The sequence below is a fragment of the Pseudomonas putida genome (genome assembly GCA_041879295.1).
In the GTDB taxonomy this organism is placed as follows: domain Bacteria; phylum Pseudomonadota; class Gammaproteobacteria; order Pseudomonadales; family Pseudomonadaceae; genus Aquipseudomonas; species Aquipseudomonas putida_Y.
Genome location: CP047152.1, coordinates 2,647,567 through 2,669,323, shown reverse-complemented (window position 1 = coordinate 2,669,323; position 21,757 = coordinate 2,647,567). Strand labels below are relative to the sequence as shown.

Annotated in this window: 25 protein-coding genes and 1 pseudogene; 17 read left to right on the top strand and 9 right to left on the bottom strand. The window is 59.1% G+C overall.

The features are described from left to right. Nucleotides 1-51: 51 nt before the first annotated feature. The 3 genes from GST84_12115 to GST84_12105 all read left to right on the top strand — a co-directional run bounded on the left by GST84_12115 (nucleotide 52) and on the right by GST84_12105 (nucleotide 2,163). Nucleotides 52-942: a LysR family transcriptional regulator gene (locus GST84_12115; GenBank protein ID XGB13074.1), complete on the top strand. Its 891-nt coding sequence runs from the start codon at nucleotides 52-54 to the stop codon at nucleotides 940-942. Between the two features lie 112 nt (nucleotides 943-1,054). After that, nucleotides 1,055-1,633 (top strand): TetR family transcriptional regulator, encoded by a 579-nt coding sequence (locus GST84_12110; GenBank protein ID XGB15756.1) that lies wholly within the window; start codon nucleotides 1,055-1,057, stop codon nucleotides 1,631-1,633. A gap of 53 nt (nucleotides 1,634-1,686) precedes the next feature. Continuing rightward, the gene (locus GST84_12105; protein ID XGB13073.1) at nucleotides 1,687-2,163 is read left to right on the top strand and encodes a DUF1348 family protein; all 477 of its coding nucleotides are present in this window, start codon (nucleotides 1,687-1,689) and stop codon (nucleotides 2,161-2,163) included. A gap of 206 nt (nucleotides 2,164-2,369) precedes the next feature. Here GST84_12105 and cynR read toward each other — a convergent pair whose 3' ends face one another. Then, nucleotides 2,370-3,251, bottom strand: coding sequence for a transcriptional regulator CynR (cynR, locus tag GST84_12100; GenBank protein XGB15755.1), 882 nt, complete (start codon nucleotides 3,249-3,251; stop codon nucleotides 2,370-2,372). A gap of 110 nt (nucleotides 3,252-3,361) precedes the next feature. On the opposite strand from cynR, the gene GST84_12095 reads away from it, so the two are divergent. Both GST84_12095 and cynS read left to right on the top strand, forming a co-directional pair. Next, entirely contained in the window at nucleotides 3,362-4,021 is a 660-nt protein-coding gene (locus GST84_12095) for a carbonic anhydrase (protein ID XGB13072.1), read from the top strand. A 38-nt stretch (nucleotides 4,022-4,059) separates the two neighbouring features. Continuing rightward, nucleotides 4,060-4,530 (top strand): cyanase, encoded by a 471-nt coding sequence (gene cynS / locus GST84_12090; protein XGB13071.1) that lies wholly within the window; start codon nucleotides 4,060-4,062, stop codon nucleotides 4,528-4,530. 70 nt (nucleotides 4,531-4,600) lie between these two features. Here cynS and GST84_12085 read toward each other — a convergent pair whose 3' ends face one another. Continuing rightward, on the bottom strand, nucleotides 4,601-5,467 hold the full coding sequence (locus tag GST84_12085) for an EamA family transporter (protein ID XGB13070.1): 867 nt from the start codon (nucleotides 5,465-5,467) through the stop codon (nucleotides 4,601-4,603). A gap of 121 nt (nucleotides 5,468-5,588) precedes the next feature. On the opposite strand from GST84_12085, the gene GST84_12080 reads away from it, so the two are divergent. After that, nucleotides 5,589-6,971: an aminotransferase class I/II-fold pyridoxal phosphate-dependent enzyme gene (locus GST84_12080; protein XGB13069.1), complete on the top strand. Its 1,383-nt coding sequence runs from the start codon at nucleotides 5,589-5,591 to the stop codon at nucleotides 6,969-6,971. Between the two features lie 19 nt (nucleotides 6,972-6,990). Here GST84_12080 and GST84_12075 read toward each other — a convergent pair whose 3' ends face one another. Both GST84_12075 and GST84_12070 read right to left on the bottom strand, forming a co-directional pair. Continuing rightward, nucleotides 6,991-8,325: a two-component sensor histidine kinase gene (locus tag GST84_12075; GenBank protein XGB13068.1), complete on the bottom strand. Its 1,335-nt coding sequence runs from the start codon at nucleotides 8,323-8,325 to the stop codon at nucleotides 6,991-6,993. Beyond that, nucleotides 8,322-8,981, bottom strand: a complete 660-nt coding sequence (locus GST84_12070) for a response regulator (GenBank protein ID XGB13067.1) — start codon at nucleotides 8,979-8,981, stop codon at nucleotides 8,322-8,324. The genes GST84_12075 and GST84_12070 overlap by 4 nt, the downstream gene beginning before the upstream one ends. 132 nt (nucleotides 8,982-9,113) lie before the next feature. On the opposite strand from GST84_12070, the gene GST84_12065 reads away from it, so the two are divergent. The 7 genes from GST84_12065 (at nucleotide 9,114) to GST84_12035 (ending at nucleotide 15,299) form a co-directional block, all read left to right on the top strand. Continuing rightward, nucleotides 9,114-9,437, top strand: coding sequence for a PepSY domain-containing protein (locus GST84_12065; protein XGB13066.1), 324 nt, complete (start codon nucleotides 9,114-9,116; stop codon nucleotides 9,435-9,437). A 91-nt stretch (nucleotides 9,438-9,528) separates the two neighbouring features. Further along, nucleotides 9,529-9,999, top strand: a complete 471-nt coding sequence (locus tag GST84_12060) for a DUF2271 domain-containing protein (protein ID XGB13065.1) — start codon at nucleotides 9,529-9,531, stop codon at nucleotides 9,997-9,999. Nucleotides 10,000-10,024: 25 nt separating this feature from the next. After that, nucleotides 10,025-12,205, top strand: a complete 2,181-nt coding sequence (locus tag GST84_12055; GenBank protein XGB13064.1) for a nitric oxide synthase — start codon at nucleotides 10,025-10,027, stop codon at nucleotides 12,203-12,205. After that, the gene (locus GST84_12050) at nucleotides 12,195-13,160 is read left to right on the top strand and encodes an FAD:protein FMN transferase (GenBank protein XGB15754.1); all 966 of its coding nucleotides are present in this window, start codon (nucleotides 12,195-12,197) and stop codon (nucleotides 13,158-13,160) included. Before GST84_12055 ends, GST84_12050 begins: the two co-directional genes overlap by 11 nt. Before the next feature lie 52 nt (nucleotides 13,161-13,212). Further along, nucleotides 13,213-13,914, top strand: a complete 702-nt coding sequence (locus GST84_12045; GenBank protein ID XGB13063.1) for a VIT family protein — start codon at nucleotides 13,213-13,215, stop codon at nucleotides 13,912-13,914. A gap of 113 nt (nucleotides 13,915-14,027) precedes the next feature. Then, nucleotides 14,028-14,504 carry a GNAT family N-acetyltransferase gene (locus GST84_12040; protein ID XGB13062.1) on the top strand — a complete coding sequence of 159 codons (477 nt, stop codon included), beginning with the start codon at nucleotides 14,028-14,030 and terminating at the stop codon, nucleotides 14,502-14,504. Between the two features lie 129 nt (nucleotides 14,505-14,633). Then, on the top strand, nucleotides 14,634-15,299 hold the full coding sequence (locus GST84_12035; GenBank protein XGB13061.1) for a DUF159 family protein: 666 nt from the start codon (nucleotides 14,634-14,636) through the stop codon (nucleotides 15,297-15,299). A 266-nt stretch (nucleotides 15,300-15,565) separates the two neighbouring features. Here GST84_12035 and GST84_12030 read toward each other — a convergent pair whose 3' ends face one another. Next, a complete protein-coding gene (locus tag GST84_12030) occupies nucleotides 15,566-15,946 on the bottom strand; it encodes a cupin domain-containing protein (protein ID XGB13060.1) in 381 nt (126 codons plus the stop codon). Between the two features lie 108 nt (nucleotides 15,947-16,054). Here GST84_12030 and GST84_12025 point away from each other — a divergent pair, with 108 nt between their 5' ends. Further along, a complete protein-coding gene (locus GST84_12025; GenBank protein XGB13059.1) occupies nucleotides 16,055-16,945 on the top strand; it encodes a LysR family transcriptional regulator in 891 nt (296 codons plus the stop codon). 397 nt (nucleotides 16,946-17,342) lie between these two features. Here GST84_12025 and GST84_12020 read toward each other — a convergent pair whose 3' ends face one another. The 4 genes and pseudogenes from GST84_12020 to GST84_12005 all read right to left on the bottom strand — a co-directional run bounded on the left by GST84_12020 (nucleotide 17,343) and on the right by GST84_12005 (nucleotide 18,791). After that, nucleotides 17,343-17,600 (bottom strand): hypothetical protein, encoded by a 258-nt coding sequence (locus GST84_12020; GenBank protein XGB13058.1) that lies wholly within the window; start codon nucleotides 17,598-17,600, stop codon nucleotides 17,343-17,345. Nucleotides 17,601-17,680: 80 nt separating this feature from the next. Then, nucleotides 17,681-18,223, bottom strand: a complete 543-nt coding sequence (locus tag GST84_12015; protein XGB13057.1) for an AAA family ATPase — start codon at nucleotides 18,221-18,223, stop codon at nucleotides 17,681-17,683. Between the two features lie 128 nt (nucleotides 18,224-18,351). Further along, nucleotides 18,352-18,495, bottom strand: a pseudogene (locus GST84_12010) (IS256 family transposase). Next, a complete protein-coding gene (locus tag GST84_12005) occupies nucleotides 18,453-18,791 on the bottom strand; it encodes a DUF2199 domain-containing protein (GenBank protein XGB13056.1) in 339 nt (112 codons plus the stop codon). Before GST84_12005 ends, GST84_12010 begins: the two are co-directional and overlap by 43 nt. Before the next feature lie 304 nt (nucleotides 18,792-19,095). Between GST84_12005 and GST84_12000 the strand changes: the two genes are divergently transcribed. The 3 genes from GST84_12000 (at nucleotide 19,096) to GST84_11990 (ending at nucleotide 21,723) form a co-directional block, all read left to right on the top strand. Further along, complete coding sequence (locus GST84_12000) at nucleotides 19,096-19,380, top strand: type II toxin-antitoxin system prevent-host-death family antitoxin (GenBank protein ID XGB13055.1); 285 nt, start codon at nucleotides 19,096-19,098, stop codon at nucleotides 19,378-19,380. Next, nucleotides 19,346-19,645 carry a Txe/YoeB family addiction module toxin gene (locus tag GST84_11995; GenBank protein ID XGB13054.1) on the top strand — a complete coding sequence of 100 codons (300 nt, stop codon included), beginning with the start codon at nucleotides 19,346-19,348 and terminating at the stop codon, nucleotides 19,643-19,645. Before GST84_12000 ends, GST84_11995 begins: the two co-directional genes overlap by 35 nt. A gap of 491 nt (nucleotides 19,646-20,136) precedes the next feature. After that, complete coding sequence (locus tag GST84_11990) at nucleotides 20,137-21,723, top strand: ABC-F family ATPase (GenBank protein XGB13053.1); 1,587 nt, start codon at nucleotides 20,137-20,139, stop codon at nucleotides 21,721-21,723. The last annotated feature ends 34 nt before the right edge of the window (nucleotides 21,724-21,757 follow it).

Sequence of the window (21,757 nt, the reverse complement as noted above, 5' to 3'; positions counted from 1 at the left end):
GGCCGGAAAAAACGGACCCTGCCCGTCAACACTTTCATTGCAGGAGTGATAATGATCCGTCTCGACGACCTGGGCATCTTCGTTCGCAGTGCCGCGCTGGGCAGCTTTACCGCGGCGGCCCATGAGGCCGACCTGCTGCCCGGCCAGGCAGCCGAGGCAGTCAAGCGCCTGGAGCGTGAACTGGATGTGCGATTGTTTGCCCGCACCACACGCAGCTTGCGCCTGACAGCCGAGGGCGAGCAGTACCTTCCCTCGGCCCTTGTCGCCCTGGAAGCCCTCAGGCACGGGCGCGACAACCTGCGTCAGGAAAGCGCCCAGCTCAGCGGAACCTTGCAGGTGGCCGCGCCCTCCGATCTGGGACGCAACGTGTTGTTGCCCTGGCTCACGGCGTTTCGCCGAGAGCATCCACAGTTGAACCTGCGCTTGTTTCTCTCCGACCAGATCGCCGATCTTTTTCGCGATCCGGTAGATATCGCCATCCGCTATGGCCTGAACGCCGACGCCAACTATATAGCCCTGCCACTGGCGCCCTGGAACCGCAAGGTACTGGTGGCCTCGCCCGAGTACCTGGCGCAGCAAGGCAACCTGCAAGCCCCTGAAGACCTGCTCGAACACCAGTGCTTGCTGTACATGCAGCAGGGCCGGGTCTACGACAAATGGCAACTGGGAACGCAGACCGTCCAGGTGCGTGGCGCCCTGCTCTGCGATGACGCTGATATCGCCCGGCGCTGGGCCGTGGCCGGCGAAGGAATAACCTACAAGTCCTGGCTGGATGTGAGCGACGATGTACTGGCAGGAAGGCTTGTCGTGCTATTGCAGGATCACCCCGGGCCGGCCATGCCGCTGAGTCTGGTGTGCCCACACCGCAAGCAGTTGTCGCCTGCGGTGAGGCACCTTCACGCCTGGCTGTCCAGCCGCTTCGCCGAACTGGAGCGCGACTGATCAGCGGGAAGCCCCCCCCCTGATCGAAAGCATTCCGGCGCCCCGCTTGCGCGCAATCGAATAATTTCAAGAGATGCTTGACCAGGGAGAACGATCGTTCTACTCTGACTACATGGATAAGCCAATGACCGACACACGCGAAAAAATCCTGGCGACTGCCGAGAAGCTTATTTACGAAAACGGGATTCATGCCACGGGCATGGACCTCTTGGTAAAGACCTCTGGCGTAGCACGTAAAAGTATTTATCGTTATTTTGCGAATAAAGACGACGTAGCCGCAGCGGCACTCAATGCACGCGATATACGCTGGATGAAGTGGTTTAGAAGTGAATGCGAAAAAGCGCAAACGCCAGAAGCGCGCATCCTTGGAATTTTTGATGTACTCAAAAGTTGGTTCGAGTCTGACGGTTTTCGCGGATGTGCGTTCATCAACACAGCCGGAGAGGTTGGTGACGCAGACGATCCTGTTCGGCAGATCGCAAAACTGCATAAACAAAAGCTGCTGGACTACACGCTAGAGCTGACCAGCGCATTACGGATTAACGATCCGGCTGGCTTGGCCAAGCAACTTTTTTTGATGATAGAGGGCACGATAACCGTGGCCCACGTCATGGGTGACTACACCGTTCTCGATAGTGCAAGAGAAATCGCAAAGATATTACTCAAGGACGTACAGCACGCAAGCGTTTGACGTTAAAGCAACACCCACTCAACTTAACCATCCAGAAGATTGGAGGCACCACCATGTCCAACGAACACACTCGTCCGCCACTTCCTCCTTTCACTCGCGAATCGGCGATTGAAAAAGTCCGACTCGCCGAGGATGGTTGGAATACTCGCGAACCCGAAAAGATTGCACTGGCCTATACGCCGAACACCCAATGGCGTAACCGTACCGAGTTTGCAAACAATCGTGAAGAAGCTCAGGAATTCCTCACTCGCAAGTGGAAGAAAGAGCTGGACTACCGCTTGATCAAAGAGCTCTGGGCCTTCACCGACAACCGCATCGCCGTCCGTTACGCCTACGAGTGGCACGACGATTCGGGCAACTGGTTCCGCTCCTACGGCAACGAAAACTGGGAGTTTGAAGCCGATGGCTTGATGCACCGCCGTTTCGCCTGCATCAACGACATGCCCATCAAGGAAAGCGAGCGCAAGTTCCATTGGCCCCTGGGTCGCCGGCCGGATGATCACCCAGGCCTGACTGAACTGGGCCTGTAGGTCCTGCTAAACCTGATTCTTTTACATAGAGGATCAGGTTTTTTTGTTTGCCAGAAGCCCATCTTGCTCAGGCCGTCCTCAACCGCGACCTCAGCCCTGACCGCGCCGAGCGACGGTATCAGTTCCAGCACGAAGACCCATGGCCTCGACGATCACCGGGTTAATCGTAGTAGTGGAGATCGCGTTGTACCTACGCGGCTTCACGCCTAAAGATCGCTGGATACTTCTTTAACCAGTTCGATGAACACGCGCACGGCTGCGCTCAAAAAGGCCTCTTTTCGCCGCATGAGTACGGCCGTTCGCTGCAAGCGTTCTGGCTCCAGCGTGATGGCCACCAGATCGTCATGGGCCAAGGCAATTCTGGCAGGCAATAAAGTCGACAGCGTCGTCCGGCGAATGATTTCAATCACTGCGCCAAGGGCATTGACCTCCATCTGCACTTGCGGGCGAATTTCGTGTTTGCGGAAGTAGCGGTCAATTTGTTCGCGAGTGGCAAACTCTGGACTGAGCAGAACCATAGACTCAGCACTCAGCGCCTGCGATGCAATGGACCGCTCCTCGGCCAGGCGGTGTCTGCGGCTCACCACTAAAGCGAGGGTTTCGCTCAGTAAGGAAACGGCCTCGATGTCCGGAGAATTTATTTCATCGAACGCAATACCTACGTCCAGTTCTCCCGCCAAAAGCAGCTCCTCGATGCGCTCCTGAGAGATCTCTTTCAGGTTGAGGGTGATGTTTGGATACCGGAAGTGAAACGCCTCGATCAGCGGCCCCACCAGATAGGTCGTGAATGTCGGCGTGACGGCTACGCGCAATGAGCCGCGGCTGAGGTCGCTCACGTCATGGATGGCACTTTTACCTTCCCGCAGTTCCTGCTGAGCACGGCGCGCATAGTGAAGATAGACGTCTCCGGCATCCGTCAAACGTGTTGCGCGGCCTGAGCGGTCGAACAACTGGGCGCCAAGACTTTCTTCCAACTGCCTTACCTGCTGGGAAAGGGCTGGCTGAGATACGTGCAGCGCCGCTGCAGCCTTGGTGAAACTGAGGTGCTCCGCCACCGCAAGAAAGTACTGGATATGTCGAGCGAGCATGGCCTTACCCATAAGATTATCTGATTGTATGCATAATAAATGAGACTTTTACCTTATGTCATGCGCTGCTTAATCTTTGTCTCACACCCAGCGACATCGAGACAGCCACCATGAAAGCGATCATCGACGGTTTTCTGAAATTTCAGCAAAACGCCTTCCCGGAGCGGGTCAAACTGTTCAAGGACCTGGCCACCCAACAAAGCCCAAAGGCACTGTTCATCTCTTGCTCGGACAGCCGGCTGGTGCCTGAACTGGTTACCCAGCGCGAACCAGGCGATCTGTTTGTAATCCGCAACGCCGGCAACATCGTGCCCTCCTATGGCCCGGAACCGGGCGGCGTTTCGGCCTCGGTCGAATACGCGGTGGCTGGCCTCAACGTCGCAGACATCGTGATCTGCGGCCACTCGGACTGCGGCGCGATGACCGCCATTGCCACCTGCAAGTGCCTGGACCACATGCCTGCCGTATCCGGCTGGTTGCGGTACGCAGACTCGGCCAAGGTGGTCAACGAAGCCCGTCAGCACGCGGACGAGCCGAGCAAAATCGCTGCCATGGTGCGCGAAAACGTCATCGCGCAGTTGGCCAACATCCAGACCCACCCATCCGTGCGTCTGGCGCTCGAAGAAGGCCGCGTGACCCTGCATGGCTGGATTTATGACATCGAGACCGGATGCATCGACGCCTTTGATGGCAGTACCGGGACCTTCGTGTCTCTCGCAGCAAACCCGGAAGTCCACGCCGTTTCCCAGCAAGCCAGGCACGTTGCCTGAAACCTTACCTGTACCTTTGCCTACCCAGGAGATTCACCATGATCCAGACTCAAGCTACCCGCACTGCTCGCCAGGAACTGACCGAGACCATCATTTTGGCCAAGGCCCGCAAAGACCTCTCCTTCGCCGAAATCGTTGACGGCACCGGCCTGTCCGAAGCTTTCGTTACAGCAGCACTGCTCGGCCAGCATCCGCTGCCTGAAAGCGCCGCGAAGGTCGTAGGCGAGAAACTCGGCCTCGATGCTGATCAAGTCGCGCTGCTGCAATCGATGCCTATCCGCGGCAGCTTCTTCGACGGCGTGCCGAGCGACCCGACCATCTACCGTTTCTACGAAATGATGTCGGTATACGGCACCACCCTCAAAGCACTGGTGCACGAGAAGTTCGGCGATGGCATCATCAGCGCCATCAACTTCAAGCTGGACATCAAGAAAGTCGAAGACCCGGACGGTGGCCACCGCGCTGTGATCACCCTGGACGGCAAGTACCTGCCTACCAAGCCTTTCTGATGCAATTCAGCCCGGCGTCAGACGGCGCCGGGCTACATCCAACCTTGTTTGACAGGGAATGACGCTGTACTTAGGCATATTTCTTAGCCCCGTAAACGCAGATGACAGCACCCAGCGTCACGAGCAGCATCGTCCAGCTGACATGCTCGTGCAGAAGCAACGCTGCCAGCCCAAGCCCCATGAAGGGCTGAAACAGTTGCAGTTGGCCCACAGCCGCAATCCCCCCCTGGACGAGCCCTCGGTACCAGAACACAAACCCGATCAGCATGCTGAACAGTGAAACGTAGCCAAAGCTGAGCCACGCAGGGGCACTTACCCTGGCAAAGTCATCAGGGGCTGGAAGATTGACCACCGTCAGCAGCAGCATGAACGGTAACGCTACCAGCAATGCCCAGCTGATCACCTGCCATCCCCCCAATGTCCGCGACAGGCGCGCGCCTTCGGCATAACCCAACCCACAGACCGCAACCGCAGCCAACATCAGCAGATCGCCCACCGCCGATGCCTCACCTCCGTTCATCAAGGCATAGCCAGCGACCAACCCGGCACCTGTCAACGAGAACAGCCAGAACAATGGCCGAGGTCGTTCACCGCCCCGCAGAACGGCAAAGCCTGCGGTACACAATGGCAGGAGCCCGACAAAGACAATGGAGTGAGCAGAACTGATGTGCTGAAGGGCAAATGCGGTCAGTAGCGGGAAACCGATAACAACGCCGAGCGCTGTTACGGCCAAGGGCGACAAGTCCTTCCGTTTGGGTCGAGGCTGGCGTAGCACGATCAGAAAAAGCGCGCCCAGCATGGCGGCAATGGTTGCCCGGGCACAGGTGAGGAACGTCGGTTCGAAGTCGGCCACTGCCACTCGGGTTGCCGGCAACGAACCCGCAAAGATGGCGACGCCTATGAAGCCGTTGATCCACCCGCTTGCTGATTTTTCCATCGGTAAGTCCTCGATAAGCCAAGGCTCAGTACATCACCGACAGGCTCACCCAGGCCATGTACAATCCAATACACTTCAACCAAACTGTTATGCATATGACTCCAGCACAGTTGAGGGTGCGATGAAACGGGACGGAACGCGAATTCGAGCTGTCATGGGTGAAATCCAGTCGCGGATCGCCTCTCGAACCTACACACCAGGCGCGAGAATTCCCTCGGTCCGCGCTATGGCGCAGACCATGCAAGTGTCGGTTTCTACGGTTCTTGAGGCCTATGAAAGGTTGATGGCAGAGGGTGTACTCAATTCTCGCCCTGGCTCCGGCTTTTACGTAGCCGGACCAGTGGCGCCCTTGGTACTCACCGAACTAGGCCCCAGGCTTGATCGTGAAGTGGACCCGCTGTGGATCTCCCGCCAGTCGCTTGAAACCGCTAGCGATGCGTTGAAACCGGGGTGCGGGTGGCTACCTCCCTCCTGGATGTTCGAAGCGGGCTTGCGGAAAGCGCTTCGAACCGTTGCCCGTTCTGACACGCTGAAACTGACTGAGTACGCCTCACCGCTTGGGCATCTGCCACTCAGGCAATTCTTGTCACGAAGGCTGACAGGCATCGGGATCGAAGCCCCTCTCGAGCAGATCATGCTCACGGAGTCCGGCACCCACGCCATCGACCTGATCTGCCGTTTTCTGCTGGAACCGGGGGACACCGTGCTGGTCGACGACCCCTGCTATTTCAATTTTCACGCACTGCTCAAAGCGCACAGGGTCAACATCGTAGGCGTACCCTATACGGCAACGGGCCCGGACATCGATGCTTTTGGCGCTGCCCTGCTAGCGCATGCTCCCCGGTTGTACATAACAAATGCAGGCATCCATAACCCAACCGGCGCCACCCTGTCTCCGGTCACGGCGCACAGGCTGCTGAAGCTGGCCGACAACTCCAGCCTGGTGATTGTAGAGGACGACATCTTCGGGGATTTCGAGAATGCACCAGCGCCACGGCTGTCTGCCTTCGATGGTCTCTCTCGTGTCATCCAGATAGGCAGTTTTTCCAAAACCATCTCCGCGTCGATTCGATGCGGCTACATCGCGGCTCGCAGTGACTGGATCCAGAGCCTGGTCGATCTCAAGATTGCGACTACATTCGGGGGTGGCCGCCTGGCCGCGGACATCATCCATCTGGCGATTACCGATAGCGGGTACCGCAAACACATGGAAAGCGTTCGCCTCAGGCTGGCCGAGGCCATGGAGAGAACGGTAGCGAAACTAAGGGCCGTTGGTATCAAGCCCTGGATAACGCCCCAGTCAGGCATGTATGTCTGGTGCCAACTCCCTCAAGGCACGGATGCAGCCACGCTGGCCCGGGCTTGCTTGAATGAAGGTGTAGTGCTGGCGCCCGGAAATGCGTTTAGCCAGTCCATGACTGCGGGTGATTTCATCCGTTTCAACGTTGCCCAATCGGCTGATGCCAGGATTTACGAAGTGTTGAAACGAGTGCTGAGCGCCTGATAGCGAGCCCCATGGACTTTCATGATGGGGCAAGCGGTAACCAGATGCAGACTTCAAACCCATCCTGTCGACCTGTTGCCGGGGAGACCAATTTCATCCGCGCGTTTACCCCCTGCACGATGGTTTTGGCAATCGCCAAGCCCAGCCCCGAACCACTGATCTCACTGTGACCACGCACAAAACGCTCGGTCAGGTGTTCTAATACAGGCTGCGGCACTGCCGGGCCACTATTGACTACCCGCAGCTGTGCCTGCTCGGTGAGGCTGACTTCGACCGGCTGGTCCGTTGCACCATACTTCAGCGCATTCTCAATCAGGTTGCGCAGCAGGATGCCAAAGGCGTCCGGGTCAATGATCGAATACACGCTGGTCTGGCTTGGCAACCGCAACTCGATGCGCTGCCCGCTGCGTTGGTTCCACTCGTCCACGCCATGGGCAAGCAACGGGATCAGGTCTTGTGGCGTTTCGGACAACAGCCCGCCGCCCTCGGCTTTGGCCAACTGCATGAGCTTTTCTGAAAGCCTTGAAAGCTCATGCAACGCGTGTTCGATCTTCTGTGCACGTACTCGCAGCGGCCCCTCCGGCGCTTCGTGGTGTAACCGCTGGATCTGCGCCAGGGTCGAGGCCAATGGTGTGCGTAGTTCGTGGGCGCTGTTGGCGGTAAAGCTGCGCTCGGCCTCAAGGGCGTTGCGTAAGCGCTCCAGCAGGTGATTGACCGCCTCAGCCAACGGATCGATTTCTGCAGGCAGGTGCTCCACCTTGATCGGAGACAGGTCACCCACACCGCGCGCTTCAATGGCACGACGGTAAGCCAGCACGCTGCGCAGGCTGAAACGCACCAATAACCAGGTACCCACCAGGCTGACAGGAATCAACACCATGAGGGGCAACAACAACGCAAACAAGGCCTCCCGCGCGGCTTCACGACGATGACCAAGCGGTTCGGCCACCTCGATGAACAGCGTCTGACGCAATGCGCTAGCGCCATACAATCGGTACTTTTCAGAAGTGGAGAAGCCTTCAGTTGGTTGTCGGTTGAAAATCTGCGGGTTGGCGTCGTGAGATTGCATCAGAATCTTGCCCTTGGCATCGCGCACCAGGTAAGTCAGGTATTCCTTGTGCATCTTCAGTGTCGCGACGTGTTGTGCTGTCCGGGATTCTTCCCGGTTGCTGATTTCCAGCACGGCCAAGGGCAGAATGCGTTGTGCAGTTTCTTCCAACGCGCTATCGAACGCTTCGTTCAACTCATGCCGCACCACTAGCCAGGCACCCACTGTCGCCACCAGCCAGAGTAAAGTCATACCAAGCGTCAGCCCTAGACCGAGACGTATTTGCAGGCTCGAAGAAGGCTTCATGCGGACATTAACCGATAGCCCATGCCTCGCACGGTTTCGATCAGCTCGCGTCCGAGTTTTTTACGCAGACGGCTGATGTATACCTCGATGGTATTGCTCTCGATTTCGGCGCCAAAAGCATACAGCCGCTCTTCGAGCTGCGACTTGGACAGTAGCGCGCCGGGGCGTTGCACAAACGCCTCGAACAGCGCCCACTCCCGCGCCGTGAGGTCCACCGTGGCACTGCCCCGTTGCACCGTGCGGGCACTCATGTCGACCTGCAAATCACCGAGTTTGATCTGTGGATTGGGATTGCCGCTATAACGCCGCCCCACCGCTGCCACGCGGGCCGAGAGTTCAAACAGGTCGAACGGTTTGACCAGGTAGTCATCGGCACCGGCGTTGAGGCCGGCGATACGATCGGAAATCTGATCCTGGGCGGTCAGGATAATCACCGGGGTCACGTCTCCTGCCGAGCGTTGTTGACGCAGAAAATCCAACCCGCGCCCGTCCGGGAGCATCAGGTCCAGCAAGATCAAGTCGTAAGGCGTGCTGCGGACGCTGTTGCGCGCGTGGTCCAAGCGCTGTACCCAATCGACGGCGTGGCCATCATCGGCAATCTGCTCGCGCACCGCTTCACCCAGGCCAGGAGCGTCCTCGACCAGTAGAACCCGCATCTGACACCTCCTGTGATGGTTGTCTTGCAGCACCTTAATCGCCTTGCCTGACGTGAATCTGAAAATTCAGCTGGCTGTCAGGAAGGCCCTTTAGGTTATGCCACAGACGCCGCCCTCGACAGGAGACAAGTCATGAAATCAGGTTTTATTGCCAATGCCACGCTGATGGGCTTGCTGCTCAGCGGTTACGCCCTGGCCGGTGACGACTGCAGCGACCCGGTCAGCGACTGGCAACCTCGCGAAACCCTGCGTCAGCAGGTAGAGCGGCAATACGGTTGGCGCGTGCAGCGCATCAAGGTCGACGATGGCTGTTACGAACTCAAGGGCCAGGACCGCAAAGGCAATGACATCGAAGCCAGCTACTCCCCGGCATCGCTGCACCTGAGGACACTCGAGGTCCATTTCCGCAATGACGGCGACGCCAGGGACTATCTCGGCAGCCCGCTCGCCGAATGACAACTCACCTGTCTATGAATTTTCCTGCCGTTCAGGTTGCTGTCAGCCGGCAGGTCCAGGCTCTCGACCTAACGATCAAGAGGACACGCTCATGAAAAAGATCATCGCAGCAACCTGCCTCATCGGCGCCATTACCCTGCCGGCGCTGGCCCAGGCCCGTGAAGTGACCTTGACCACGCAGCTCAAGGACTACAGCGGCAATGATGCCTACCTGGCGATCTACGTCACCGACGCCAATGGCCAGTACCAGAAAACCCTCTGGGTGGCCGGCAAGAAGGCCAAATATTACAAGCACCTGGCCGACTGGGCCCGTGGCAGCGGGATGAACCCGAGCGAGTTCGACGGGGTCAGCGGCGCCAGCGTCGGCAGTGGGCGCACGCTGAAAGTCAGCGTAGAACTGGCGGACACCCTGATTGATGCCGGGTATCAGATCCGCATCGACAGCGCCGTCGAGGACAAACGCGACGCCCGCGGCGATGTCAGCGTGCCGCTGACATCCAAGGGTGCAGGCAAGCCCGCGACCGGCAGTGGCTACGTCGACTCCTTTACTTACGATCTGTAGCACCCGCCACCTCCGGAGGCTGAACATGCTTCGTCAGTTCCATTCCCTTCCTGGCCTGATCGCCGCCCTGTTGGTCATGGTATTGGCCATCAGCGGCGCGATCCTGTCTGTCGAGCCGGCGCTGGAACGTCTGCACAATACGTCCACTTCTGCCGGGCAACTCAACGTCGGCCAACTTGCCGGGCGCGTTGCCAGCCACTTTACGGGGGTGGAGCAGATCCAGCGCTCAGCGTCCGGCACGGTGATCGTCTACTACAACCAGAACGGCAAGGCCGGGGCGGAGAAGGTCGACCCACTGACCGGCCAAGGGCTCGCCCCTTACGAGCCATCCGCGTTCACCCGCTGGGTGAAAGACCTGCACCGCTCGCTGTTCCTTGGCACGCCGGGCCATGGCGTATCGGGTGTTGGTGCCCTGCTCATGCTGGCGCTGTCAGTGTCCGGCGCGCTATTGCTGGCCCGACGCCTGGGTGGCTGGCGCAACCTGCTGCGGCCGCTGCGGGGCACTTTCAGCCAGCGCTGGCATGCTGAAGTCGGGCGACTGGCCTTGCTCGGGCTGTTGTTGTCGGCACTGAGCGGGGCCTACATGTCCGCCACCACGTTTGGTTTTATCGCCGACGGCAGTCAAGGTGAACCCGCCTTCCCTGCGCACGTCAGCGCCGGTCCGGCCTTGCCGGTGGCGAAGCTGCAGGCCTTGCAGGCCACCGACTTGAACGACTTGCGCGAGCTGGTCTACCCGAGCCCCGGCAACCCCCGCGATGTGTATTCCCTGCGCACAGCACAGGGCGACGGCTACGTGGATCAGGCCAGCGGCGCCTTGCTGTCCTATCAAGCCCACGACCCGATGCTCAACCTCTATGAATTGGTCTACCAGTTGCACACTGGCGAAGGCCTCTGGTGGCTGGGCCTGTTGCTCGGGCTCTGCGCCCTCTGCGTGCCGTTGATGAGCGTGACCGGCGTTCTATTATGGTGGCGCCGCCGCAAGGCTGGCCCGAGCCTCCGCCACAACAGCCCTGCGCATGCCGCCGACAGCGTGATTCTGGTGGGCAGTGAAAACAACAGCACCTGGGGTTTTGCCAAAACCTTGCATGACGCCTTGCACCAGAGCGGCCATCAGGTGCACAGCGCGGCGATGAACGACTGGTTGGGCGATTACCGTAGTGCCCAACGGGTGTTCATCCTCACCGCGACCCACGGTGACGGCGATGCGCCGGCCTCGGCTTCGCAGTTCCTGGCGCGGCTGGCCAAAACCGGCATCAAGCCCGGCCTACCCTTTGCGGTGCTGGGCCTGGGCGACCGCCAGTTTGCGCAGTTCTGTCAGTACGCCCATCAAGTGCAGGACGCCATGTTGCAGGCCGGTGGCTCGCCATTGCTGGGGCTGGAAACCGTCAACCGCCAGTCCCCTCAGGAGTTTGCGCGCTGGGGCCACGCGTTGGGCGACGTGTTGGGGCACGCGCTGGCGCTGGTTCATACCCCGCAGCGGCCGCGTACCCATTCACTAGAGCTGACAGAGCGGATTGCCTATGGCGAACAGGTAAATGCACCGACCCATGTCCTGCGCTTCAAAGCGCGCGGCGGACTGCCGAGCTTTCTGGCCGGCGACCTGGTCGGGATTCTGCCCCCGGGCAGCCCAATCCCGCGCTTCTACTCGCTGGCCAGCGGTTCCCAGGACGGCGTGCTCGAGATCTGTGTGCGTAAACACAACGGGGGCATGTGCTCGGAGTTTCTTCACGGCCTGGACATTGGCGCGCAGATTGACGCCTTCATTCAGCCCAACCCGCAATTTCGTCCGGCATCGGGCACGCACCCGGTAATCCTGATCGGCGCCGGTACCGGTATCGGTCCTTTGGCCGGCTTTATCCGCAACAACAAGGCCCGACACCCGATGCACTTGTATTGGGGCGGGCGCAACCCGGCCTCGGACTTTCTCTACGAACCGGAACTCAACCAATTCTTGTCGGACCGCCGCCTTACGCAATTGCACGCCGCCTTTTCTCAGGTCCCGGAGCGCAGCTACGTACAAGACCGGCTGATCAGTGATGCCCTCGCCTTGCGCCGGCTGATTGAAAAAGGTGCCCAAGTGCTGGTGTGTGGCAGTCGCGAAATGGCCAAAGGCGTAATGCAGGCCCTGGATGAAGTCTTGGCGCCCCTCAACCTCAGCGTGCTGACCCTCAAGGCACAAGGACGCTACCGTGAAGATGTCTACTGAGTTGCAGCGTTACAGCCTGAACGGCGAAACCATGGGCAGCCGCTACACCGCCCTGTTTTATGCCGGGGCCGGGCTTGATACCGACGAAATTGGCCAGCAACTTGCCCGCGCCGTGGCCCGGGTGGACCAGCAAATGTCCACCTGGAAACCCGACTCGGACCTTAACCGCCTCAATGCCGCCCCCGAGCAGCAATGGGTGTCGGTACCCAACGAACTGACCACGGTGCTGTCTGCTGCATTGCGCGTCAGCCGGCAAACCGGCGGCGCCTTCGACATCGCTGTTGGTGACCTGGTGAACGCGTGGGGCTTCGGCCCAGCGGCGCGGCAGGTCACAGCGCAGGGAATCGGCACAATTGCGCCGCGCACCTGGCTGTCAGCCGACGCCGCATTGGAGGTTGAGCCACAACGCAATCAGGTACGCAAGCGCGCGCCGGCGAACCTTGACTTGAGTGGGATTGCCAAAGGTTTTGGCGTGGATGAACTGGCCCGTTGCCTGGAAGGGTCAGGTATCACTCGCTACCTGGTCGGTATCGATGGCGAAATGCGCGCCCGGGGCGTCAAACCTGACGGACAATGCTGGGTCGTGGCCCTGGAAAAGCCCAAAAGGGGCGTGCGTGAAGTCATGGGTGTGATGGAACTTAGCGATACCTCAATCGCGACCTCCGGCGACTACCGACAGTGGGTCGACGTGGCCGGTCAGTCCTATGCTCACACCATGAACCCGGCCACCGGCGCGCCACTGCGCAACTCGCTCGCCGCCGTCACCGTGGTGGCGGCCTCGTGCATGCTCGCCGATGCCTGGGCCACGGCGCTGATGGTCCTGGGCGAAACCGAAGGCCCTCGTCTGGCTCAGGAGCGCGGGATGGACGCGCTGTTCGTGCTGCGCGAGGGCGAACAGTTCAAAGAAATATCCATTGTCGGCGGACAGTTGCAGGCGCAAATTGAAACCCGCTGACGCCGGCTGCAAGTCACTTGAACCGCCTGATGACAGGGAGCCCCGTTAAACAGTGAAATTCATGCACAGACACACTGAGGTACACAGAAGCGATCGTATCGGCTGGTTGCGCGCCGCTGTCCTGGGTGCCAACGACGGCATTGTCTCTACCGCCAGCCTGCTGATAGGCGTCGCGGCCGCCGACGCCAGCCATGCCACGTTGCTGGTCACCGGAATGGCGGGGCTGATGGCCGGGGCCATGTCCATGGCCGCTGGCGAGTACATTTCGGTACATTCCCAGGCCGATACCGAACGGGCGGACTTGTCCCGCGAACGGGCAGAACTGGCCAGAGACCCGAAAGCTGAGCACATCGAACTCGCCAACATCTACATACATCGCGGGGTAGCACCCGAGCTGGCGCATCAAGTGGCCGATCAACTGATGGCTCATGACGCATTGGGCGCCCACGCGCGGGACGAACTGGGCATCAGCACCACGCTCGCCGCCAAACCCTTGCAAGCCGCCCTGGCGTCCGCCGCCAGTTTCGTGGTGGGCGCCGCCTTGCCACTGGCGGTGACTTTTGTCGCGCCGGAGCACAGCGTGGTGCCTTGGATATCGGGCATGTCATTGGTATTTCTCGGGTCATTGGGGGCTATTGCCGCCAAGACTGGCGGGGCCAGCATCATGACGGGCGCCTGTCGGGTGACCGTCTGGGGGGCGCTGGCCATGGGCGTCACGGCTCTGGTGGGCCGCTTGTTTGGCGCGGTGGTCTAGCGTAAGAAGCGGACCTCAGGCCGTGCAGTCGGCGGCCTATGAATCGATCCGCACTGGTGCAGTTCGGCCAGGGCGCTATACATCAGGTTTAAAGCGGTTTGAAAAGGCACATCATGCAACTGCATTTCCGACCTCTCAGCGACGCCTCCATCGCTGACATCATCGCGCTCAACAACAATCCCGATGTCTTACGCCAAATGCCCTTGGGTCGTCCCGACTTTGACGAAAGCAAGTGCAAGGTGTGGGTCGCCCAAAAAGAGGCCCAATGGGCACTGAATGGCTATGGTCCCTGGGCTTTTTTCGTTGAAGATGAATTCGCCGGCTGGGGTGGCCTGCAGCAGGAAGACGGTGACGCTGATCTTGCCTTGGTGCTTCATCCAGACTACTGGGGGCTTGGCAGAGTGATTTTCGATGAGATCGTACGGCGCGCTTTCCAGGAGATGGGGCTTGAGTCGATCACCCTGTTGCTTCCACCAACCAGAACCCGAATCAAAGGTATTCTTCGCCTGGGGTTTCGCCTTGACGGAGAGGTGGATATCGACGGCACGCCCTTCTCGCGCTATCGGCTACTCGCCACGGCCAAGCATTGACTTGTTGGCTGGATCGCCGGGGCACGCCCCTGCCCTTTTTGGATTGCGGTATACCCATCCGTCAGCCGCATGACGCGCTGGGTGGCGATACACCCAAGCGCTATGCTTGCTCAGGCAGGAGGGCCGCGCATGTGTGGAAGGTTGAGCCAGTACCGAGGCATACACGATTTTGTCGAAACCCTGAGCCTGCCAGAGGCCTGGCGGAACAACGTCGGCGACCAGCCACTTGGCCGGTACAACGTCGCGCCGACCACGCCGGTGGCAGTGCTGCGAATGGATGAGGCGGGCCCGCGGGCGGACCTGGTGAGATGGGGATGGCGGCCCCATTGGGCGACCGACCGTGCTGCGCCGATCAACGCCAGGGTCGAAAAGGTGACACACGGCCCCTTCTTCCGGGCAATCTGGCCGCACCGAGGCATAACGCCGATCGACGGCTGGTATGAATGGGTCGATGAAGGCGGACCGAAGAAACAGCCGTACTACATCCGACGCCGCGACGGGCGCCCTTCCCTTTGCGCCAGCATCGGCCAGTTCGCTGGCGGCGAGCATGATGGGTTCGTCATCATTACGGCCGATGCCCAGGGCGGAATGGTAGATGTGCACGACCGCAGGCCAGTGGTTTTGGCCCCAGACCTTGCGCGTGAGTGGATGCAAACCACGACGCCGGGCGAACAGGCCGAGCAGATGGCGCTCAACCTGGGCGAGCCAGCCGAGGCCTTCGAGTGGTATCGAGTGAGCACAGCCATTGGCAATGTGCGCAACCAAGGTGCCGAACTGATACAGCCGCTTCAGTGATGCGATAGTAAATTCTTCCGGCCCAAGTACCGGCAGCGCAACATCATCGAACGGATGTTTGGCTGGCTGAAAGAGAGGCGCCCTCACGAAAACGCATCAGTTGGTTCGCGAATTGGTCCGAAGGGCTTCGCCCAGCGCCTATGCCGCTCCGGCATAAAATGCTCCACGCAGGTGCATGCTCTGCCGGCAGATTGTAGCGTCAATCACCCAAAGGCCTGGTTGAGCGCCTAAATCTCGAACGTGAAAACATGGGCGCTGTCATTGAATCAAGCTGGATACAATTGATCATCTATCGAGACTGTAAGTGGCGAATGTTCTCCGCCGGTATGGAGTGTGGTATCCGTTTCAATCAACATGACCGCACATTCATCTTCGGCGATCGGTTTGTGTCGCACCCGTTTGGGAATAATGCAAAACTCCCCTGCATTCAAGACAATGGTGCGATCTTCGAGCTGAATGCAAAGCGTGCCATAGATTACTGAAAACATCTCGTCTTCATGTTCGTGCGCATGCCAAACAAATTCTCCTTTCAGTTTTGCAATTTTGACGAACTGGTTATTGACGCGACTGAGGACTCGGGGCTTCCAGTATTCTGTGAGCGTATCCAGTTCATTTCGTAGGTTGATGCTGTCCAAGGTGTTGATCATTCTTGCTCATGTCCATGTGTCAGTCTGTGCCTTGCAATCTAAAGAGGAGCGTGAACTTTGAGTAGCGACGAATTATAATGCCGGTATTAACACTGCTAATGGCTTGACATGAACAAAACTCATAACCTTGATCTGGCGCTGCTCAGAGCCTTCGTCGAGGTGGCGGATACTGGGAGCATGAGCGTTGCGTCAGTCAACCTGCACCTGACACAAGGTGCTGTTAGCCAGCGAATCAAACGTCTGGAGGCATTCCTCGACTGCCAGTTATTGCTGCGTGATACACAGGGCAGTCGTCTGACGGGTAAGGGAAAATCGCTGCTGCCAGACGCCCGTCGTCTGCTACGAATGCATGACGCTTTCTGTGCCTCCATTGGTGGAAGGGAATCAGCAGCCTCGGTGCGCCTTGGGCTCCCCTTCGATATGGCCGGAGCCCCGCTTGCCCACTTGCTCAAAGCTTTTAGTAATGCCTTTCCGAGGGTCGAGGTAAAGATCTTCAGCGCTTCTTCGACGGATCTCGACCAAGCGTTCACCAACGGCAAACTCGATCTGGTGATCAGTCAAGGCCCGACCAACGTCGAATTGGGCGAACGGTTGGCTGTGGATCAACTGGTATGGTTGGGCAACGAGGTAACAGCAGCACAGCGGCCATTGGCACTGTGCTTTCTGACTGCGAATTGTGCCTTTCGCGATACCGTTTTCCAGCGTCTGGACGAAGAAGGTATTGTTGGAAAGATGGTGTTCGAAAATGCATCAGCCGATACCACATTGACCATGGTTCGCAATGGGCTTGCGGTTACGCCTTGGCTGCAACGCCTAGCGCCCGAAGATATCATCCTGCCATTGCCGGATTGTGGGCTACCGACACTGCCCGAATTCGCGGTACGGTTGCAGTCGTTGGATGATGCTACTCGTCCTGTTTCTGATCTTGCCGATCTTATCAGGGATCATTTCAAGCGCTCAGATATCTCACTCGCCGAAAAAACGGTAGGCATTAGTTAAAGCGCCCCACATGCGTTGAGTTCGGTGGGGGCCTTGAGGTGTTCATCATGAGATTTTTGGCGCCTGCCAGATCGAGCGCCGCCCGCGCGGCGCATCGCGAGCTGCGCTCGCTCCTACGTTTGTTTCGGGCCAGTCATGCCTGTGACAGGCGCGCGCGACCGCCTGGTTTGTACCACGCGCTACTGAGCCATGCGCCAAGGCGTTCGCGCGCAAAATCCTCAGGAACAATTGGCCCGTAACAAACGTAGGAGCGAGCGCAGCTCGCGATGCGCCGCGCGGGCGGCGCTCGATCTGGCAGGCGCCAAAAACCTCATGACGAACAATTCCAGGCCCCACCGAACCCAACGCCATGATCGGGGGTCCGCATCTCGCCAACATTGCGGCGGTAGAAGTGGTGTCATTCCGACAGGTCACTGCCGCGCACATAGCCCAACGTCAGCAACACCTCGTCTCGCGCTGCCTCATTGCGATGCTCTAAAACCTCGACCAGCACATCGATCTCAGGCTTGGCTGCAAGTTGCGGCACAGCCGTGCTGCCTACATGGTGAATGGCGAGAAGCTCATCGCCGAACACCGAGGCGAGCAGAACGTTGACCGCCTCATACCGCTGCGGCCATGCAGGGTCGTAAGCCGTGATCTTGCTGGTCAGCGCCATGAGGCCTCCTTGGGCAAGTGAAAACGTTCCGATGCGCCTACACGGCAGGCACCTGCCGCCAATCAAGCGCGGTCTGGCATCTAATGGCCTTGCGCAATCTGGTCAGGCTGCGTGCCCATACTCGCGAGAAAAACATCAGTATCCCGATTGGTCCGCAGGCAAGCCACGCGACAGCCCGGCGGGGCCGTCGCCACGAATCGCTTTATCGCCTCCCGAGACGAGGTTTTCGTCCGCCACATGAACCTGAAAAACTCCGGCAGGTTGGCCAGCAACTCCGGACAGTTGTCCGGCAAGTCAGGCCGGGATCGACCGCGGTTTAACACCGTTCTGAGGAGCACGCGCCAGAATCGAAGCGGAGCCGAGCGATCAATCCATATCAACATGTCAGCGCGGGCCAGCCGGTTGTTCCATGTGGTCGAATGCCCGCCTTCGAAGATCCAGCGCTCACGGGCCTCGACCTCATGACAAAGACGCGTCTTCTCGTCCCGGCTCCGCTCGACCCACCCTGGCTGCCAATGAATCGTGTCGATGTGCACGACCGGCAAGCCAGTGCGCTCGCCAAGCTTGCGCGCCAGGGTACTTTTCCCAGCCCCTGGCTGACCAATAATCATCACCCGCTGCATTCAAGCTCCCTCTCGCCATGCCTGCTGAATTTTGGGCGCGCGATTCTACGGCAATGGGCGACGCGGTCAACTGCAAGCGCACTCATGCTCTGGGCGTCCTTCACAAGTCGGCAGCTGATCACTGCTCAAGTGGTGTAACTCATCATGGCGCTGGCCACTGAGTTCGCCGTTTGGGTGATCACGGCCGACAGCTTGGCTTGAGGATTATCGCTGACCGTCTCGAAAGCCTTCAATTGCATGTAGCGTCTTTGCAGGCGCCACGCGTCGTTCTGCACGCGGATCGCCGCAGAGAGACTGCCTGGGGCCTGGTAGTCGGCCCTGTCAGCCGCAATTGAGCGTGAAGGCCGTTGGTGTCACCAAAAGTCGGTATGGAGTTGGCAAGGGATACGGAAAACGGTGGTTCAGAGGACTGATGGGGGGCATCCCACTGCTCGTAGATACGTTCAAAATCTGGTTGCATGAGTTCGACCCATACCCCCCCGCTATAGGGCTCATCACGCTGCAATACGGGAAGAGGTAGCGTTGCCCGGACAAAGAATCGTTCGGCGGAAAACAAGCTCAATGTCATCGCTGGCGTGTTCCTTTCCGCACTCATTGCAGATCATCTCAAAAGCTCCCGTTGCATCTACCGGTTTAATGCCTTGTACAACGTTAGGTACAATGGCTGCGGTTGCCAGCGACGGCTGGATCCATCTGGACACCTTTGGCCTGTGGCTACTGGAATGACGATTCTGATCCAGATGAGAGAACACTGTGAGTCACTACGGAGCCGCTGTGCGGGCCGACTGGCTTCACTTTCTTAGTACTTTGGGCGTCGCCTGTGGCGGTCCAAAGAGCAACCCTTACCCGGGCAGAGCCCGGAGGATGGACAAATGCACGTACTGACTTTTAGCCAGGCACGCGCCGAACTGAAGCAGACAATGGATGATGTTTGCCGGGACCATGAGCCCGCCGTAATCACGCGACAGCGTGGCGAACCCGTAGTGATAATGTCCCTGGAGGACTACAACGGGATGAACGAGACCATTCACCTGTTGGGATCGTCCAAAAACGCTTCGCGCTTGCGCTCATCCATCGATCAGCTCCGGGACGGCCAGGCCTTGGCGAAGGAGCTGGACCTCAATGAGCAAGAACCAGAAGCAGCGGAACAAGGATGAAGCCCGCGACAAGGTAAGCGTGAAGTTCACCAAAGAGGGCTGGGAGGATTACTGTCACTGGCAGAGTGCCGACCTCACCATACTTGGCAACGTCAACCGCCTGATTGACGTGTGTCTACGCCCCCCCTTCACGGGTATTGGCAAGCCTGAGCCGCTGAAAGGCGATTTATCTGGCGTGTGGTCCCGTCGCATCACCCGTGAGCACCGTCTGGTCTACTTCTTCGAGGCCGGTATGCTCACCGTTCTGCAATGCCGCTACCACTAAAACGACTAAAGCACTGTACTGTGCTGTGCGCGAGCTGCCTCCGCCACTGTTACAAGGGCGGTCGGTGAACGAAATCACACGCGCGGTCGTTTGGCGCTGGGTGTCCAGTTCTTAGGGATAGGCTATCCGCAGGCTCACGCAGAGGTGCACTACCGCGCTGCACGGGAATCGCCGTTCCTCTTGCCGCCCGGTAATAATGGGGAGCACGTCAAGCAGATGTCGGACCTGCACCACCAGTAGCGGCCAATCCTGAAAGGTTTGGGCATCAGGTACCGCCCCCGTATAACTGCCGCCACACCTATGCGACAATATGCTCAATGTCTGGTCTCAACCCCGCATTTATCGCCCAACAGCTCGGGCAAGGCGTGCAGATGCTCTTATCGACTTATGCGCGCTGGATTAACTCGTCTAACGACTGGCAGGAGCTGGATAAGCTCCAAATTGGTCCGTAGCTGCGAAGAAGCCACGTAAGTTATTGATAGGTAAGCTCCTTGATCTCCACCGCTAACATCACCATGCAGTTCGGCTCCAAGCCACTGTTCGAAAACGTTTCCGTCAAATTCAACAACGGCAACCGCTACGGCCTGATCGGCGCCAACGGTTGCGGCAAGTCGACCTTCATGAAAATCCTCGGCGGCGATCTGGAGCCGTCCGCAGGCCAGGTCATGCTCGAGCCGAATACCCGCCTGGGCAAGCTGCGCCAGGACCAGTTCGCCTACGAGGAATTCACCGTGATCGACACGGTGATCATGGGCCACGGCCAGCTGTGGAAAGTCAAAGCCGAGCGTGACCGTATCTACTCGCTGCCGGAAATGACCGAAGAAGACGGCATGGCCGTCGCCGAGCTGGAAACCGAATTCGCCGAAATGGACGGCTACACCGCCGAGTCCCGCGCCGGTGAACTGCTGCTGGGCCTGGGTATTCCACTGGACCAGCACTTCGGCCCGATGAGCGAAGTGGCACCGGGCTGGAAGCTGCGTGTACTGCTGGCCCAGGCGCTGTTCTCGGACCCGGACGTGCTGCTGCTCGACGAACCGACCAACCACCTGGACATCAACACCATCCGCTGGCTCGAAACGATCCTCACGGCGCGTAACAGCACCATGATCATCATTTCCCACGACCGGCACTTCCTCAACAGCGTCTGCACCCACATGGCTGACCTGGATTACGGTGAGCTGCGCCTGTTCCCGGGCAACTATGACGAGTACATGACCGCAGCCACCCAGTCGCGTGAGCAGCTGCTGTCGGACAACGCCAAGAAGAAAGCCCAGATCGCCGAGCTGCAAACCTTCGTCAGCCGCTTCTCGGCCAACGCCTCCAAAGCCAAGCAGGCCACTTCACGTGCCAAGCAGATCGACAAGATCCAGCTGGCCGAGGTCAAGCCGTCCAGCCGCGTCAGCCCGTTCATTCGCTTCGAACAGACGAAAAAACTGCACCGCCAGGCCGTAGTCGTCGAGAAAATGGCCAAAGCCTTCGACGACAAGGTGCTGTTCAAGAACTTCGACATCACCGTCGAGGCGGGCGAGCGCGTTGCGATCATCGGCCCCAACGGTATTGGCAAGACCACCCTGCTGCGCACCCTGGTCGGCGAGATGACCCCGGATGCCGGCTCGGTAAAGTGGACCGACAGCGCCGAAGTGGGCTACTACGCCCAGGACCACGCCCACGACTTCGAAGACGACATGAGCCTGTTCGACTGGATGGGCCAGTGGACGTCTGGCGAGCAGGTGATCCGCGGCACCCTGGGGCGCATGCTGTTCTCCAACGACGAGATCCTCAAGTCGGTGAAGGTGATTTCCGGTGGTGAACAAGGTCGCATGCTGTTCGGCAAGCTGATCCTGCAGAAGCCGAACGTGCTGGTGATGGACGAGCCGACCAACCACCTGGACATGGAATCGATCGAAGCGCTGAACCTGGCGCTGGAAAACTACCCGGGTACCCTGCTGTTCGTCAGCCACGACCGTGAGTTCGTGTCGTCGCTGGCCACGCGCATCATCGAGCTGTCGGCCGATGGTGTGGTGGACTTCAGCGGTACTTACGATGACTACCTGCGTAGCCAGGGTGTGCTGGTCTGATTGAAGGCCAAGGCCTGGCCACCTTGTGTGGCTG

Bases quoted from the DNA above. Each gene is read 5' to 3' on its own strand.
- GST84_12115 (XGB13074.1), top strand. From the start codon at position 52: ATGATCCGTCTCGACGACCTGGGCATCTTCGTTCGCAGTGCCGCGCTG.
- GST84_12110 (XGB15756.1), top strand. From the start codon at position 1,055: ATGGATAAGCCAATGACCGACACACGCGAAAAAATCCTGGCGACTGCC.
- GST84_12105 (XGB13073.1), top strand. From the start codon at position 1,687: ATGTCCAACGAACACACTCGTCCGCCACTTCCTCCTTTCACTCGCGAA.
- cynR (XGB15755.1), bottom strand. From the start codon at position 3,251: ATGCTCGCTCGACATATCCAGTACTTTCTTGCGGTGGCGGAGCACCTC.
- GST84_12095 (XGB13072.1), top strand. From the start codon at position 3,362: ATGAAAGCGATCATCGACGGTTTTCTGAAATTTCAGCAAAACGCCTTC.
- cynS (XGB13071.1), top strand. From the start codon at position 4,060: ATGATCCAGACTCAAGCTACCCGCACTGCTCGCCAGGAACTGACCGAG.
- GST84_12085 (XGB13070.1), bottom strand. From the start codon at position 5,467: ATGGAAAAATCAGCAAGCGGGTGGATCAACGGCTTCATAGGCGTCGCC.
- GST84_12080 (XGB13069.1), top strand. From the start codon at position 5,589: ATGAAACGGGACGGAACGCGAATTCGAGCTGTCATGGGTGAAATCCAG.
- GST84_12075 (XGB13068.1), bottom strand. From the start codon at position 8,325: ATGAAGCCTTCTTCGAGCCTGCAAATACGTCTCGGTCTAGGGCTGACG.
- GST84_12070 (XGB13067.1), bottom strand. From the start codon at position 8,981: ATGCGGGTTCTACTGGTCGAGGACGCTCCTGGCCTGGGTGAAGCGGTG.
- GST84_12065 (XGB13066.1), top strand. From the start codon at position 9,114: ATGAAATCAGGTTTTATTGCCAATGCCACGCTGATGGGCTTGCTGCTC.
- GST84_12060 (XGB13065.1), top strand. From the start codon at position 9,529: ATGAAAAAGATCATCGCAGCAACCTGCCTCATCGGCGCCATTACCCTG.
- GST84_12055 (XGB13064.1), top strand. From the start codon at position 10,025: ATGCTTCGTCAGTTCCATTCCCTTCCTGGCCTGATCGCCGCCCTGTTG.
- GST84_12050 (XGB15754.1), top strand. From the start codon at position 12,195: ATGTCTACTGAGTTGCAGCGTTACAGCCTGAACGGCGAAACCATGGGC.
- GST84_12040 (XGB13062.1), top strand. From the start codon at position 14,028: ATGCAACTGCATTTCCGACCTCTCAGCGACGCCTCCATCGCTGACATC.
- GST84_12035 (XGB13061.1), top strand. From the start codon at position 14,634: ATGTGTGGAAGGTTGAGCCAGTACCGAGGCATACACGATTTTGTCGAA.
- GST84_12030 (XGB13060.1), bottom strand. From the start codon at position 15,946: ATGATCAACACCTTGGACAGCATCAACCTACGAAATGAACTGGATACG.
- GST84_12025 (XGB13059.1), top strand. From the start codon at position 16,055: ATGAACAAAACTCATAACCTTGATCTGGCGCTGCTCAGAGCCTTCGTC.
- GST84_12020 (XGB13058.1), bottom strand. From the start codon at position 17,600: ATGGCGCTGACCAGCAAGATCACGGCTTACGACCCTGCATGGCCGCAG.
- GST84_12015 (XGB13057.1), bottom strand. From the start codon at position 18,223: ATGCAGCGGGTGATGATTATTGGTCAGCCAGGGGCTGGGAAAAGTACC.
- GST84_12005 (XGB13056.1), bottom strand. From the start codon at position 18,791: ATGACATTGAGCTTGTTTTCCGCCGAACGATTCTTTGTCCGGGCAACG.
- GST84_12000 (XGB13055.1), top strand. From the start codon at position 19,096: ATGCACGTACTGACTTTTAGCCAGGCACGCGCCGAACTGAAGCAGACA.
- GST84_11995 (XGB13054.1), top strand. From the start codon at position 19,346: ATGAGCAAGAACCAGAAGCAGCGGAACAAGGATGAAGCCCGCGACAAG.